The sequence below is a fragment of the Rhodococcus sp. LW-XY12 genome (genome assembly GCF_019317345.1).
GTDB classification, from domain to species: Bacteria; Actinomycetota; Actinomycetes; order Mycobacteriales; family Mycobacteriaceae; genus Rhodococcus; species Rhodococcus pyridinivorans.
The window spans coordinates 4,544,132-4,558,981 of sequence record NZ_CP079225.1; the positions used below are offsets into that span (position 1 = coordinate 4,544,132).

Sequence of the window (14,850 nt, forward strand, 5' to 3'; positions counted from 1 at the left end):
GACCGCGTTGAAGCATGCACCGACATGTCTCGTGCTCGTCAGCGTGCCGGGCCACCCGTGATCAACGCCCACACGTCCCCGGCTTCACCGGCCGCGGCGAGCAGTTCGGAATCCCACGACGCGACCGTGCCGAATTCGCTGCGCCACGACAGGATCCGGTTGGCGTGCCGATGCAGCTCGTGTTCCATCGTGAAGCCGATCGCACCGAGCGCCTGATGCGCGTTGCGGGCGACGACCGACGCCGCATGCCCGGCACACGACGCGGCCGCCGCGATCGCGAAGCGGGTCGACGCGTCATCGAAACCGCCGGCGAGAACGGCATCGACCGCACCATCCGCGGCGGCGTGCACGAGCGAGGCCTCGGTGGCGATGTCGGCGACGAGCGCCTGCACCGCCTGGAACTTGGCCAGCGGACGACCGAACTGCACGCGGGCAGTGGTGTGATCGACGACGAGCTCGAGAACCCGATCCATCGCACCCGCGGTGGCCAGCGCACGGACGAGCGCGCCCCGGTAGCGGAACTCGTCGGCGGTGCCCGCCGGAACGTCACGTCCCGACAGTGCCGACAGGTCGACGCACACGTGGTCGCGGGGCTCCGCCGCCAGGTTCACGGCCTCGACGATCTCGACATCGCCGCGAGCGACCTCGGCGACCTGCCATCCCTGCGGTGACTCCCACAACACGACGATCGAGTCCGCGAACCGGGCCCACGGCACGTGGCGTGCGCGGCCGTCGGCGTCGAGCACCGCGGCGGTACGCACGGCCGGCACCGCCTCGAGGCCTGCCTGCTCGAGGAGCCAACCCGCGAGCAGATCGTTCTCGGCCACCGGCACGGCAGCAGCAGCACTGCCGGCAGCTTCGAGCAGCAGGGCGGCTTCGAGCCATCCCGCGCCGCTTCCACCACTGTCCTCCGAACCGGTGAGCCGATCGAGGCCGAGCTCGGTGAGGGTGCTCCACAGGGCACGATCGAGTTCGACGACGTCACCGATGCGGTGGTCGTCGCCCGAGGTGAACACCTCGGACAGCATCTGTGCGAAGTCGCGCAGTTCCGTCGACTGCAGTGCGTCCTGCCCGCTCATCTCATCCCCAATCCTCGTGCGATGACCCCGCGGAGGATCTCGCTCGTGCCGCCGCGCAGTGTGAAGCCCGGTCGTTGCATGACTCCTGCCCGGACGAGCTCGGCCAGATGTGCGTCGGCCGCGGTGTATCCCGCGACCTCGTCGGCGAGATCCGCCAGGTCCCCTTCGGTCTTCGTGCCGAGCACCTTCACTACCGACGCCGCGAGTTCGGCGTTCTCGCCACGTTCGAGGGACTCGGAGACCGCGGTGGACATGCGGTGCAGACCCGCGATGCGCGCGATGGTCGCTCCGATGCGGGTGTCCGCTTCGACGCTGCCGTCGGCCACACCGTGTACGAGGGATTCGAGCACCCCGAAGGTCGACAGGAAACGTTCGGGACCGCTGCGCTCGTAACCGAGCTCGCTCGTCACCTGTTCCCAGCCGGCGCCGATCTGTCCGAGCACCAGGTCGTCCGGGACGAAGACGTCGTCGAGCAGCACCTCGTTGAAGTGGTGGTCGCCGGACATCGACAGGATCGGGCGGATGGTCACGCCCGGGGAGTCGAGCAGCACGATGAACTGGCTCAGCCCGTCGTGGCGGTGCGCGGGATCGAGCGGGGCGGACCGCGCGAGGCCGAAGAAGGCGTCGGCGTGGTGGGCCCCGGACGTCCACAACTTGGTGCCGGAGATCCGCCACCCACCGTCCACCTGCGTGGCCTTCGTCTTGACGCTCGCGAGGTCGGATCCGGAGTCGGGCTCGGACATTCCGATGGCCCAGCAGATCTCACCGGCCGCGATGCCCGGCAGGAACCGCTGCTTCTGCTCTTCGGTGCCGTACTTCAGCAGCGACGGTGCGGCCTGGCGGTCGGCGACCCACTGGGCGGCGACCGGCGCGCCCACCGCGAGCAGCTCCTCGGTGACGACGAAGCGCTCCATGAAGGTTCGTCCGTGTCCGCCGTACTCGACGGGGATCGTCATGCCGACCCAACCGCGAGCGGCGAGTGCGCGCGTGAACTCGGGGTTCCATCGCGTCAGCCAGGTGTCGATGCCTGGGGTGAACACGCCCGCGTCGATCTGTTCCTTCAGGAACGCCCGTACCTCGGCACGGAGTTCCGTCAGTGCCGGGTCGGGGGTACCCGCCCTCGGTACGAGTCGTGCACTCATCGTTGATCTCCTTCTCCACCGGTGATGGTGGGACACAACAGCGCCAGCGACAGGTCCGCGTAGCGTTCTGCGATCTCGTCCGGGCCGTCCGGACCCGCGGGGTCGTACCAGTTGGCGATAGCCGAGACCATCGCCAGAATCGATCGGCGGCAGTCGTCGGGATACTTCGTGGTGAAGACACCTTGTGCGACACCGCGATCGATGATGTCGCGGATCCGCCTTCGGCCGGCACGCCGGCCTTCCTCGTACAGCAGCGCACCCTCGGGTTCGAGATTGCGCACCTCCGTCGCGATCATGCGTCCCTGCTCGGGGAACTGCGTGCGGAAGATGACGTTCCCCTTGACGAACGCGCGGATCTGCTCGACCGGATCGTCGCCGACGCGGGCGAGTTCGGCGTCACAGACCGCGTCGTAGGTGTCGACGCCGTCGAGCAGGATCGCCAGCAGCAGATCCTGTTTGTTCTTGTAGTGGTAGTACAGGGCGGACAGGCTCACGCCTGCCTCCTGCGCGATGGCCCGGATCGACGACGAGCCGTATCCGTTGCGCACGAACTCTTTCCGGCCCGCCTCGATGAAGACGCGTTGCTTCGGCGACAGCACTCTCACGACAACGCTCCGGTATCGGCGTACTGCGCGATCAGCTCGCCGAGCCTGCCCTTGACCATCTTGCCCGTCGGCGTGCGCGGCAGTTCGTCGACGAACCGCACGTGCCGGGGGCACTTGAAACGCGAGAGGCGCTCCCGGCAGAACCCGATGATGTCGTCCTCGGCGTCGTCGGATCCCTCTGCCTCGGGGACGAGCTGCACGAACGCTTCGACACGTTCACCGCGGTCCGCATCCGGCACGCCGACCACCGCGACATCCGCGATCGATGGGTGCAGCGCGAGGACGTTCTCGATCTCCTGCGGGTAGATGTTCACCCCGCCCGAGATGATCGTGAACTTGTCCCTTCCGGTGAGGAACAGATAGTCGTCCTCGTCGAGATATCCGACGTCGCCTGTGGTGAACCAGTTCTTCTCGAAAGGGTGCCTGGTGGACGCCGTCTTGTCCGGATCCTTGCGGTACTCGAACGAGAAGTCGTCCCGCTCGAAGTAGACGGTGCCGATCTCGCCGGTGGGTAGCCGATTGCCGTTCTCGTCGCAGATGCGCGCCAGGCCGAGTGTGCCCGGGCCACCGAGCGCCTGCGTCGACACGCCGTACCGCAAGAGCGCGGCGTGGTAGATCGGTGCCGGCGACAGGTAGACGGTGTTCTCGTCGAAGGCGACACGGTGCGTCACCTTCGGGGTGAGCGGCACGATCGCCTCGGCGAGGTCGGCGAGCGGCGCCGAGACGACGAGCACCTTCGCGTCGCAGTCGTCGACGAGGTAGGCCGCCTCGACGGGAGCGAGATGCGTGTTGACGAAGGTGACGTAGACGCCCGAACGAACTGCCCCCCAGTATAGTTCGAACGCAGTGGCGTCGTTGACGGTGACGACCGCGATGTGGTCGCCCTTCCCGACGTCGTGTGCGCGCAGCCAGTGCGCGAACCGGACGGACGCGCCCTCGAGCTCCCGATAGGTGAGTGTCCGGCCGGTCGCGGCCTCGTGCACGGCGGGCCGATCCGGGGCGACGGCGGCGTAACGGCCCGGGTACATGCCTACAGCCCCAGATCCTTGGAGATGATCGTCTTCATGACCTCGCTGGTGCCACCGTAGATCCGGGTCACGCGGGTGTCGGCGTACAGCCGGGCGATCGGATACTCGGTGATGTAGCCGTAGCCGCCGTGCAGTTGCAGGCACTTGTCGATGACGCGACCGGAGACCTCGGTGCAGAACAGCTTCGCGCGGGCCGCATCGGCGACCGTCAGTTCCTTGCGGTCGAGCAGTTCGAGGCAGTGGTCGACGTAGACACGCGCGGCCTGGGTCTCGGCCGAGCACTCGGCGAGCACGAACTTGGTGTTCTGGAACGAGGCGACGGGCTTGCCGAAGACCTTGCGTTCCTTGGTGTATGCGATCGCGTGGGCGATGGCGGCCTCGGCGAAGCCGACCTGGTTCAGAGCGATGCTCAGACGCTCCTGCGGCAGGTTGTGGGTGAGGTAGCCGAAGCCCGCGCCTTCCTCACCGAGGAGGTTCTCGACCGGCACCTTCACGTCGGTGTACGAGAGCTCGGCGGTGTCCTGCTGGTGCAGGCCGATCTTGTCGAGCTTGCGGCCTACCGCGAAGCCCTCGGTGTCGGTGGGCACCGCGATGATCGACAGGCCGCCGCGGCGGTTCTCAGGATCGAACGGACTCGTACGGCAGACCGTGAGGATGAGGTCGGCGGTGACGCCGCCGGTGATGAAGGTCTTCGCGCCGTTGATGATGTAGTGCTTGCCGTCCTCGGACAGCTTCGCCGAGGTCGCGATGTTGGCGAGGTCGGAGCCGGTGCCGGGCTCGGTCATCGCGATCGCGGTCATGATCGAGCCGTCGGCGAAGCCGGGCAGCCAGCGCTGCTTCTGCTCCTCGGTCGCGTACTCGAGCAGGTAGGGCAGGATCAGGCAGGCGTGCACGGTGTAGGAGCCGAACGAGACTCCGGCGCGCGCAACCTCTTCGAAGACGATCGTGTTGAACTTGAAGCCGGACTCGCCCCCTCCGCCGAACTCCTCGGGGACCTGGATCCCCAGGATGCCGAGTTCGCCCAGCCGGCGGAAGAACTCGCGGGGCGGGCGACCCATCTCGTCCCATTCCTCGCGATGCGGCGCGACCTCACGTTCGATGAAGTCGCGCACCATCTTCCGGAACTGCTCGTGTTCTTCGGTGAAGATCGTCCGCTGCATGGCTTGTCCTCCGGGGTGTGGGGCAAGGAGAGGGGAAGGTCAGTTGCCGGTGAAGTCGCCGGTGCGTCGTTCGAGGAACGCCGAGAGGGCTTCACGGTGGTCCTCGCTGTGGTGCGAGAGCGCCTGGAAGGAGGCCGACAGTTCGAGGAGCGTGTCGAGATCGACGCGCTGACCCTCGCGCAGCAGCTTCTTCGTCATTCGCAGTGCGTTCGGGGGGTTGACGGCGACGCGGGCGGCGAGCGCGTTCGCGGCGTCGAGGAGATGCTCGGGTTCGACGACCTGCGAGACCATGCCCCAGTCGAGGGCCGTCGCGGCGTCGACGCGGTCGCCGGTGAAGGCCATCTCGGCGGCGCGTGCCGCACCGACCGCGCGCGGCAGCAGCCAGGCACCGCCGTCGCCGGGGATGATGCCGAGCTTGACGAAGCTCTCCGCGAAGAACGCCTTCGTCGAGGCGATCCGCATGTCGCACATCATCGCGAGGTCGCAGCCGGCGCCCACGGCGGGTCCGTTGACGGCCGCGATGATCGGGACCTCGCAGTGGTAGATAGCGCGGGGCAGGCGCTGGATGCCGCGGCGGTAACCCTCGCGCAGGGCGTGGGGGCTGCCGCCGAACATGCCGCGACGCTCGTCCATGTCCTTGACGTTGCCGCCGGCGGAGAAGGCCGATCCGGCGCCGGTGAGAATGACGACGCGGGTGTCGATGTCGCGGTTGACCTCCTCGACGAGCTCGACGAGACGGTCGACGACGTCGTCACCCGAGATCGGGTTGCGCGCCTCCGGAAGGTTGATCGTCCAGGTCACGACGTTTCCGTCGCGCATGCTCAGTACGACGTCCTGCGAAGTTGCCATTGCGGTCGCGGTCCTTCCGGTAGCCAATGTGTGGCTCGCACCATAATTTGGTCGAACGATCGTTCAAATTACGGGGCCGGTCGGATCCTGTAAAGACCGAACGGGCTCGTGGCTCAGTCGGGCAGGCTCACGTTCGATTCGGCGATTCTTATGGCTACCTCGTCCGGGAAGATGTTCCGGAAGACGAAGGGATCGCGGCCGAGCACCCAGCCCGGCGCCAGCGCGGTCGCGTAGCGCTCGAAATATCCGAGCTGCTTCCCGAACAACACGAGTTCCTCGGGCGTCGACGTGTTCCACTTGCGGCCGAGCGAGACGAGCGCACCGATCAGTTCGCTGAGCCGCAACTCCCCCACGTCCTGACCGAGCAGCGGACCGAAGATCTCGGCAACCTGCCGGCCGACCGCCGCGTCGTCGACGTCGAGATCGGCGGCGACACCGAGCGCCCGCACACTCTGCGCGACCGCCGTGAAGTCCCCGTCGAGCAGGGCCGCGCGGAACAACGCCCGCAGCAGCGCGCGCCACTTCTCGGGCAGTTCGCCGACGATGCCGAAGTCGAGCAGCGCGACACGTCCGTCGTCGAGCAGCCAGAGATTGCCCGCGTGCACGTCGCCGTGGAACGGGCCGTGACAGAGCACCGCCTCCATCCACACCTTCACTCCGCGGCGCACGAGCAGGGAGGTGTCGAGATCGTCCTGGCCCGGCACCACCCGGTCGACGGGCTTGCCCTGCAGGCGCTCCATGCAGATCACCCGCGGACCGCACCACTGCCAGTACACCTCGGGCACCGTGACGTAGACGTTGTCGCCGAACGCGGAGATGTTGCGGCGGAAACGATCCTGACGATCCGCTTCGACCGCCGCGTTGAGCTCGGTCATCGTCGCGTTGTAGAGATCGCGGATGATCCCCGGAGTGTTCGCGATACGGAAGAACTCGAAGAGCTGCAGCAGCTTCGCGCCCATGTAGGCGGCGCGCAGATCGACGAGCATGCGGTGCGCGATCCCCGGTCGCTGCACCTTCACCACGGCCCGTCGGCCGTCGCGCAGCACGCACCCGTGCACCTGGGCCACGGACGCCGCGGCGAGCGGCACATCGTCGAACGACTCGAACATCTCGTCGATGCGGTGTCCGAGATCCTCCTCGATCACCGCGCGGGCCTGCTCGGAAGGGAAGGTCGGCACGTCGTCGAGCATGCGCAGGCACGCGTCGGCGAGGGCCGCGGGAAACAGTCCGGGTGACGACGCGATGAGCTGGCCCAGCTTCACGAAGGTCGGCCCGAGATGTTCGAAGGCGTCGACGGTGCCGTGCGCGGCCGCTTCGACGACGCTGTGCTGCCGGGGCCGGACGGTCCACCGCAACACCGCCCACACCACGAAGGCGATCAGGACGGCGGCGACGACCACGGCCCGTCCGAGCTCGGCCGGCCCGAACCGGTCGAGCGGAGGCCGCTCGACGTCCAGTGCCCCGGGTGGAAGGACGTCGGCGAAGGGGCCGACGGGCCCGTTGCGCTCGGGCCTGCTGTGACCCCGCGCTCCGGATACGCCTTCGCGCAGCGTGTACTCGTGCACGACCTGTCCCCACTCCGTCCACCACGCGCTCACCTCGGCGCGACTTCGTGCACGGTACCTGTATCCGGCCCCCCGATCGAGACCCGGCGATCATCTGTCTTCTGTCGGTGCCCCCGACTACTCTCTGACGGGTAGCGGATTCGGGTCCGACCAGCCGGGGGTATCGCGCTCATGACCGAACAACTGCTCGAAGAATCTGCCGGTTCGACATCGACGTCGACCGATTTCATGGAACTCGCCGAGCCGTTCCGTCGCGAATTGCTCGCCCACTGTTATCGCATGAGCGGGTCGCTGCACGATGCGGAAGACCTGGTCCAGGAGACCTACCTGCGCGCCTGGCGCGGTTACGAGAACTTCGGCGGCCGCTCCTCACTGCGCACGTGGCTGCACCGGATCGCCACCAACGTGTGCCTGACGGCGCTCGAAGGCCGCAGTCGCCGGCCGTTGCCCACCGGGCTCGGCGCGCCCAGCTCCGATCCCACCGACGATCTGGTCACCCGCCCCGAGGTGCCGTGGCTCGAGCCGTTCCCCGTGGGGTACGCCACCGACGATCCGTCGGATCCCGCCACCATCGCTGCCTCCCGCGATTCCGTCCGCCTCGCCTTCGTCGCGGCCCTGCAGCATCTCTCCGCTCGTCAGCGCGCGGTCCTGCTGCTCCGCGAGGTCCTGCAGTGGCGCGCCACCGAGGTCGCAGCCGCGCTCGACACGTCGACGGCGGCGGTCAACAGCCTTCTGCAACGGGCACGTGCGCAGCTGAAAGACGCCCAGGTCCGCGACGACGACCTCGCCGAACCCGACAGCACCGAGACCAAGGCGTTGCTGCAGCGCTGGGTCGACGGCTTCGAGAAGTACGACATCGATTCGCTCGTCGAGATGCTCACCCAGGACGCCGTCTGGGAGATGCCGCCCTTCGAGGGCTGGTACCAGGGCCCCGACGCGATCGTCACCCTCATCAAGCACCAGTGCCCCGCGAAGGGCCCCGGCGACCAGGTGCTGCTTCCCACCGTGGCCAACGGCCAGCCGGCATTCGGGCTGTACATGCGAGGGGAGGACGACCGCCACCGCCCTTTCCAACTGCAGGTGCTCGACATCGTCGACGGTAGGGTCGCGCACGCCACCGTCTTCTTCTCCGACGACACCGCCGGGTTGTTCGCCAGGTTCGGGCTGCCGGAGGACCCGGCAGCCCGCTGACGTCGAAGGTCACGCCTCGGCAGGCGCAGCTTCCGTAGCATCGGCCTGCTGAGCGGCGGCCATGTCCATCCACATGACCTCCCAGACGTGGTTGTCGAGGTCGCGAAACGCCCGCTGGTACGCGTAGTCCCCCATCTCCTCCTGCGCCTTCTGCGCGCCGGTCGTCACCCATTCGCTGCCACCGGCCGCGATCGCGCCGTCGACGAGCGCGTCGACACCGTCGCGACTGTCGGCCGACACGCACATCAGCACCTCACGGGCCTTCGTGGTGTCGCAGATGTCGTCGTTGGTGAACATCCGGAACATCTGCTTCTCGAGCAGCATCACGTAGGTCTGATCGTTGATCTTCAGGCAGGCGGCGTTCTCGTCGCAGAACGACTCGTCGAACGTGAATCCGAGCGTGTCGAAGAATGCGCGGGTGGCGGTGATGTTCTCGACGGCGAGATTGACGAACAGCATGCGCGACATGGTTTCTCCTGTGGTCGGCCCGTCCTGTGCGGGACGCGGTGCGGGTGTCACCGATACAGACCGGCCGCCCCGTGAGAACTCATCGCGCACCCCGAGATTTCTCGGCGCGGTGTGGTCGTCACTGTTTACCGAGCACCCAGACCGGGCCCGTGATCAGCCAGATCACCGTGATCGTGGCGAGGGTGGGGAAGATTCCGTACAGCGCCGAGGCCTGTTCGCCGTTCGCGACGGTCGACCCGAGCCCGAGCACGGCTGCCGCACTGATCCCGGCCGCGAGCAGCCATCGCCCGAAGTCCACACATTCCTTGCGGAAGGCCTCCGGGCCCTCCTTCGGAGCGCGTTCCGGTTTCGGACCACCCGCGAGGTGATAGGCGAACCGCCGGTCGGCCCACCGGACGACGCTCGGCCCGAAGGCGACACTCGCACCGAGATAGATACCCGCGGCGCGGTGGACCCAGCCGACCTCCGCCCCGTTGTGCAGATCCACCGCGACGGCCGCGAGCAGAACGACGTCGATCAGCGGGATCAGGGCGAGCAGCACCGTGCCCGTCCTCCGGAGCCGGAGCAGATACCGGCACACGAGGCCGGCCGCGAGCACGACCCAGAACGCGATCTCGCACCCGACGATGAAAGCGGCGATGTGGCTGAACATGACCTCAGAATCGCGCGCACATCCCCCCGCGCGCGTCGCCCGATGGGCGGCAAATGCCTCATCACTTCGGGTGACGCCGACCCTGATCCTCCCCCGGTTGTGGTCGAATCGTTGCCGTGGACAACCGTGAATCCGAGATTCGAGTGGGATTCGTGAACCCGCGCTACAACTCCCTGCTCGTCGCCCTCGCGTACTTCGCGGGTGGCTCGCTGTTGTACGCCCTGGATCTCGGTGTGCTCGTCGAGGACCGGCCGCCGCAGCCGCTGTGGGTGTGGCTGGTTCTGCTCGCGTGCGTGTGTGCACCGATGACGATGCGTCGCACACGACCGCTTCTCGCACTCCTGCTGGGCACGGTTCCGGTACTGGTCGACCTCGTCGTCGGCCCTTCGCTGCCGGTCTGGATCGCATACGGCGACCTGCTGTACACCGCAACGCTCTTCGGCTCGGCGCGGACCAGTCGCTTCCTCGAACGCGCCCCGTTGGTCCCGATCGTCGTCGGCGCCGTCGCGCTCGGTGTGTACTTCGGAGAACTGCGCATCGTCGTATGGGCCGTGTCGATCGCCGCGCTCGTGATCGTCGTCCCGATCTGGTGGGCCCGATCCGTCCGCACACATCGGGACGCCGCCGAGATCGAACGGGCACGCGCCGAGGCTCTCTCGCGGGTCGCGGAACTGGACCGTCGCGCCGCCATCACCACCGAGCGGCAGCGTCTGGCCCGCGACCTGCACGATGTCGTGGCTGGGCACCTGTCGTCGATCGCGATCCAGAGCGAGGCCGCGCTCCGCCTCCGCGATTCCGATCCCGACCGAGCGCTGACCGTGCTCGAGTCCGTGCGCTCCGGCAGCGTGGCCGCCCTGCAGGAGATGCAGTCGATGGTGCGTCTGCTGCGCAGCGACGACACCGACGAGATCACCACCGCGGGTCGCCTCGCCGACCTCGAACCGCTCACCGCCTCCGCACGCGCCGCCGGCACCTCCGTCCGGATCGACGGTCGTCCACCCGCAGACCTCGACGCGGAGGTCGATCTCACGGCCTACCGCATCGTCCAGGAGACCCTGACGAACGCGGTCAAGCATGCACCCGGACGGCCGGTGACCCTTCGTTTCGACGACGCCGACGGCCGCCTCGGGATCGAGGTGGTGAACCCGATCGGCGACCCGGACACCCCGGACCCGTCACCGGCCCGCGGCGCCGGGCACGGCCTGCGCAACATCGCCGAACGCGCCGCCGCGGTGGGCGGGTACGCCCGCTCCGGTCGCGACGGGAACGAATGGAGGACATACGTGCAACTGCCGATCGCGAACAGGAGTACGACGTGACGATCAGGGTGTTGCTCGCCGACGACCACAGCGCCATCCGCGCGGGCCTGCGGCTCCTGCTCCACACGAGCGAGGACATCGAGGTGGTGGGCGAAGCCGCCGACGGTGCCGTCGCGGTGTCGCAGACGCGCGCCCTCGCCCCGGATGTCGTCCTCATGGACATCCGCATGCCGCACGTCGACGGGATCGCCGCGACCCGCACCATCACCGAGGAGACGAGTGCCCGGGTGCTGGTGCTGACGAGTTTCGAGATCGACGAGTACGTCTTCGAGAGTCTTCGGGCCGGAGCGGCCGGATACCTCCTCAAGACCGCCTCGGCGGATGCCATGCTCGACGCGATCCGGGCGGTGCACTCCGGGGAGTCCGTGCTCTCACCGCAGATCACGCGAACCGTCATCGACGCGTTCGTCTCGAAATCGACTCGGCGGGAGGATGTTCCGGACGGTCCGGATATCGACGCCCTCACCGCACGCGAACAGGAGGTCTTCACGTGCCTGGGCGAGGGATTGTCCAACCGCCAGATCGCCACCCGCCTCGGCATCGGTGAGAACACGGCGAAGACACACGTCGCCCGGGTGCTCCACAAACTCGGGCTGCAATCGCGGATCCAGGCGGCCATCCTCGCCCGGGACATGCCCGACCATCAGCTCTAGGATCGGGGATGCACCAGGATTCGACAACCGACTCCGAAAGCGCGGGAAAAACAATGACCGGCACTTCCGATCACGACGACCTGCTGCTCAGCGACGCCGAACGCATGCACGCGTTGAACGCACTCGGCGAACACTACGCCGCGGGCCGGCTCGACAGCGCCGAGTTCTACGAACGATCCGGAGAGATATCTTCGGCGCGAACGTTTTCGGCGTTGCTCCCCTCCTTCCGGGGGCTACCCGGCGGTGTTCCCCTCGAACAGGTCGACGGTCACATCCGGATGACCCACGACTCCTCCGCGCCGGCGGTCAGCCACGACAGCTCCTCTGCGACGGCACCCCAGTCCCCGGAGGACGAACTGGCCTCGCTCCGCGAACGGGGCAGCATGGTCGAGACGCTGGACTGGATCATCATCGGCGTCACGCTCGTGACCTTCCTCGTCCTGCAGATCGCTCTCGACTGGAGCTACGCGTGGATCGTGTGGCCGTCGCTGATCGTCACGCTCAGCGTTCCGCGGTTGATCCTGAAGTACAGCGACGACGACGAGAAGGTCTACGAAGAGCTCAAGAAGTCGGAGGCCGCCGAACGGAAGAAGCGGCTCGAGGAGGCGTCGAAGCGGATCCGGGAACTCGAGGGTCGTCGCGGTCCGGAGACGCCACGGAGCTGAAGCGACCGACAGTCACGGAGCTGAAGCGACCGACAGTCACGGGGCTGAAGCGACCGACAGTCACGGAGCTGAGCCGAGGGGTGACCGCAGAGCGGGGTCGACCGGTGATCGCGGACCGGGACGAACCACTCCCCGATTGCTCTTTATTGCGCTGTTCCTGGTAGAAGCAAGGAATGGCAATCGAGACCGCACAGTTCACCGTCGATCGTCCGGGTCGTTTCATGGGCGTCGGCATCGAGGTCGCCGACGACGCGTCGGTCTCGGTCACCCAGTCCGTCGGATCGCACCTGTTCGACCACCGCGGGCAGACCACGCTCGCCTCCATCGGCGTCTTCACCGACGTCGCCGCGGGCGCACCCGCCGGTATCGCGCGATTCGCGGAGACCGGTGAGCGACCACAGAGCGTGCTGTCGCACGTGACGGCGACGCTCGCCCACCCCTTCCCCGCCTCGGGGGCCCTCGTCGGTCACGGCAGCAGCCTGTTCTTCGACGAGTCCACCGCCGTGTCGGGCACCGACGTGCGCGACGAGCAGGGTGCTCTCGTCGCGCACCTGGTCGGCCGCTCCATCGTCGTCGGGCGCACGCCGATGGAACTCGGCGCCGAGGCGTCGGAGGCCGTGCCGGAGCGGGACGAGCCGGAACCGTGGTCCGATGTGGCGATCCTGGCCGAACTGCCCGGCCTCGACATCGTCACGGGCATCTCCACCGGGACTCTTCCGCGCGGACCGCTCGCCGGGCTGCTCGGACTCGAGGTGACAGCCGCCGAGCGCGGCGTCGTGCAGGCCCGGCTGTCGCCGCGCGAGTGGATGGCCAACGTGATCGGTTCGGTGCAGGGCGGTGTGCTCGTGTCGATGGCGGAGGCCGTCACCGGCCTGGCCGCACAGACGCTGACCGGCATCGATCAGGACTATCGCGTGCTGGAGATCGGCCTCGACTACCTCCGCTCGCCCGCCGTCCCCGGGCCGGTCATCGAACTGCGATCCGAAGCGGTGCGGGCCGGACGGCGACTCGCGTCCTTCGAGACGACGCTGTGCGCCGCCGACGGCACCGTCTACGTGCGCGCACACGCCAACGTCCAGCTGTTCCCCCGCGCGTAACGGATTCGCGGGAATCTCCCAGCTCTCTCGCACCGTGCCTCGAGCGTCCCGACGCACGATGGTCGGAACGAGGACGCACGGAGGAGAGATCATGAACGAGGACCGCACGTGAGGGTGACCGGGTCCTCGCCGCGGTCAACGTGGGTGTCGACGTCTGATCACGCTGCTCTGCGCGCGGCCGTCACCGCCGCGGCGCCGAGCCTCGGGAACCGGCCGTCGGAGATCGTGGTGAAGGTGTTGCCCATGCGGTTGGTGACGAACGCGACCGACAGTCCGGTCTCCGGGTCGGCGAACGCTCCCGAGCCGCCGAAGCCGTAGTGGCCGACCGACCGCAGCGGCTGCTGCCTCAGGGCGACCCATCCGGGGTGGTAACCCAGCCGCCAGTTGGGCCGGATGCCGAGGACGTAGTCGCGTCGCCGGGTCTGCACTTCGAGCAACTGGCCGACGGTGTCCTCCTTCAACAGGCGGGCACCGTCGATCGCTCCGCCGTTCGCGATCGCCGCGTACATGCGGGCCAGGGCCCGGGCGGTGAACACACCGTTCCATCCCGGCATGACGGCGTCGTGCGCGGACGGACTGCGCATCAACTCGTCGAAGCCCTCCGCCATGCCTGCCTCGGCGAGACCCCGCACGCCCGGCGCGTGCGACAGCACCGCCGACGCCGTCGTCCACGGTGCCGGCAGGAAGTTGACCTTGGGGAACACCCGGGCGATGCGGTGCCGTTGGTCCTCGGGCACGTGGTACCAGAACTCGTCCGTGCCGAGCGGCTCGGCGATCTCGGTGCGCACGAGTTCCTGGAAGGACACCCCGGTCACGCGCGATGCGATCTCGGCGACGAGGTTGCCGTAGGTGACGGCGTGATAACCCGGCCCGTGGAAACGTCGTGGATCGGGTGGGGAGGCGGCGAGCGCGGCGGCCACCGCCTCTGAATCGAGCAGTCCTTCCCTGCCGGGCACGAGACCGCGGGACCTGTGCAGTCCGGCGCGATGCGACATGAGCTGTCGCAGGGTGATCGTCTCCTTGCCGGCCGCGGCGAACTCCGGCCAGTACTCGGCCACGGCTGCGTCGTAGTCGAGCAGGCCACGCTCGGCGAGGCGGTGCACCACCGTGCTGGCCACCCCCTTGCCGGTGGAGAACGACAGCACCACGGTGTCGCGGGTCCACCGCTTGTCGCGCGCGGCCCAGCCCGCCCAGATGTCGAGGACGGGTTCGCCGTGGAGACAGCAGGCGAGAGCGCCGCCGCCCTGGCTCGGCTTGTAGAACATCCGGAAGAACAGATCCGCGACAGGCATGAAGCGCGGATCGACCAGCATCTGTGTGGACGGGGTCGCCACGGGCGGCTCCGTCGTGGAACCTTCGGTCATGAGGGCGATGGTA

15 protein-coding genes are annotated in these 14,850 nt (G+C 68.1%); 5 read left to right on the top strand and 10 right to left on the bottom strand.

Going from position 1 to position 14,850, the window contains the following annotated elements; genetic code table 11:
• Nucleotides 1-38 precede the first annotated feature (38 nt).
• The 7 genes from KXC42_RS20785 to KXC42_RS20815 form a co-directional block, all read right to left on the bottom strand.
• Nucleotides 39-1,079 (bottom strand): acyl-CoA dehydrogenase family protein, encoded by a 1,041-nt coding sequence (locus KXC42_RS20785; protein ID WP_019290827.1) that lies wholly within the window; start codon nt 1,077-1,079, stop codon nt 39-41.
• Complete coding sequence (locus KXC42_RS20790; protein WP_219129523.1) at nt 1,076-2,221, bottom strand: acyl-CoA dehydrogenase family protein; 1,146 nt, start codon at nt 2,219-2,221, stop codon at nt 1,076-1,078. The genes KXC42_RS20785 and KXC42_RS20790 overlap by 4 nt, the downstream gene beginning before the upstream one ends.
• The gene (locus KXC42_RS20795) at nt 2,218-2,826 is read right to left on the bottom strand and encodes a TetR/AcrR family transcriptional regulator (protein ID WP_230826499.1); all 609 of its coding nucleotides are present in this window, start codon (nt 2,824-2,826) and stop codon (nt 2,218-2,220) included. The genes KXC42_RS20790 and KXC42_RS20795 overlap by 4 nt, the downstream gene beginning before the upstream one ends.
• Nucleotides 2,823-3,854, bottom strand: a complete 1,032-nt coding sequence (locus tag KXC42_RS20800; RefSeq protein ID WP_219129524.1) for an AMP-binding protein — start codon at nt 3,852-3,854, stop codon at nt 2,823-2,825. Before KXC42_RS20800 ends, KXC42_RS20795 begins: the two co-directional genes overlap by 4 nt.
• Nucleotides 3,855-3,856: 2 nt before the next feature.
• On the bottom strand, nt 3,857-5,014 hold the full coding sequence (locus KXC42_RS20805; protein WP_006553733.1) for an acyl-CoA dehydrogenase family protein: 1,158 nt from the start codon (nt 5,012-5,014) through the stop codon (nt 3,857-3,859).
• Nucleotides 5,015-5,053: 39 nt separating this feature from the next.
• On the bottom strand, nt 5,054-5,863 hold the full coding sequence (locus KXC42_RS20810) for a crotonase/enoyl-CoA hydratase family protein (RefSeq protein WP_219129525.1): 810 nt from the start codon (nt 5,861-5,863) through the stop codon (nt 5,054-5,056).
• A 113-nt stretch (nt 5,864-5,976) separates the two neighbouring features.
• Complete coding sequence (locus KXC42_RS20815; RefSeq protein WP_051121662.1) at nt 5,977-7,413, bottom strand: AarF/ABC1/UbiB kinase family protein; 1,437 nt, start codon at nt 7,411-7,413, stop codon at nt 5,977-5,979.
• Between the two features lie 186 nt (nt 7,414-7,599).
• On the opposite strand from KXC42_RS20815, the gene KXC42_RS20820 reads away from it, so the two are divergent.
• Nucleotides 7,600-8,619 (top strand): sigma-70 family RNA polymerase sigma factor, encoded by a 1,020-nt coding sequence (locus KXC42_RS20820; protein WP_219129526.1) that lies wholly within the window; start codon nt 7,600-7,602, stop codon nt 8,617-8,619.
• Nucleotides 8,620-8,628: 9 nt separating this feature from the next.
• Here KXC42_RS20820 and KXC42_RS20825 read toward each other — a convergent pair whose 3' ends face one another.
• Nucleotides 8,629-9,087, bottom strand: a complete 459-nt coding sequence (locus KXC42_RS20825; protein ID WP_064060482.1) for a VOC family protein — start codon at nt 9,085-9,087, stop codon at nt 8,629-8,631.
• A 118-nt stretch (nt 9,088-9,205) separates the two neighbouring features.
• A complete protein-coding gene (locus KXC42_RS20830; protein ID WP_039585044.1) occupies nt 9,206-9,739 on the bottom strand; it encodes a hypothetical protein in 534 nt (177 codons plus the stop codon).
• 116 nt (nt 9,740-9,855) lie between these two features.
• On the opposite strand from KXC42_RS20830, the gene KXC42_RS20835 reads away from it, so the two are divergent.
• From KXC42_RS20835 to KXC42_RS20850, 4 genes are all read left to right on the top strand, one after another.
• Nucleotides 9,856-11,058: a sensor histidine kinase gene (locus KXC42_RS20835; protein ID WP_219129527.1), complete on the top strand. Its 1,203-nt coding sequence runs from the start codon at nt 9,856-9,858 to the stop codon at nt 11,056-11,058.
• Entirely contained in the window at nt 11,055-11,711 is a 657-nt protein-coding gene (locus KXC42_RS20840; protein ID WP_019290820.1) for a response regulator transcription factor, read from the top strand. Before KXC42_RS20835 ends, KXC42_RS20840 begins: the two co-directional genes overlap by 4 nt.
• Before the next feature lie 53 nt (nt 11,712-11,764).
• A complete protein-coding gene (locus tag KXC42_RS20845) occupies nt 11,765-12,376 on the top strand; it encodes a DUF1707 domain-containing protein (protein WP_006553741.1) in 612 nt (203 codons plus the stop codon).
• Nucleotides 12,377-12,549: 173 nt separating this feature from the next.
• Nucleotides 12,550-13,473 carry a PaaI family thioesterase gene (locus KXC42_RS20850; RefSeq protein WP_019290818.1) on the top strand — a complete coding sequence of 308 codons (924 nt, stop codon included), beginning with the start codon at nt 12,550-12,552 and terminating at the stop codon, nt 13,471-13,473.
• Nucleotides 13,474-13,631: 158 nt separating this feature from the next.
• Here the strand turns inward: KXC42_RS20850 and KXC42_RS20855 are convergent, their stop codons facing one another.
• On the bottom strand, nt 13,632-14,837 hold the full coding sequence (locus tag KXC42_RS20855; RefSeq protein ID WP_219129528.1) for a serine hydrolase domain-containing protein: 1,206 nt from the start codon (nt 14,835-14,837) through the stop codon (nt 13,632-13,634).
• Nucleotides 14,838-14,850: the final 13 nt, after the last annotated feature.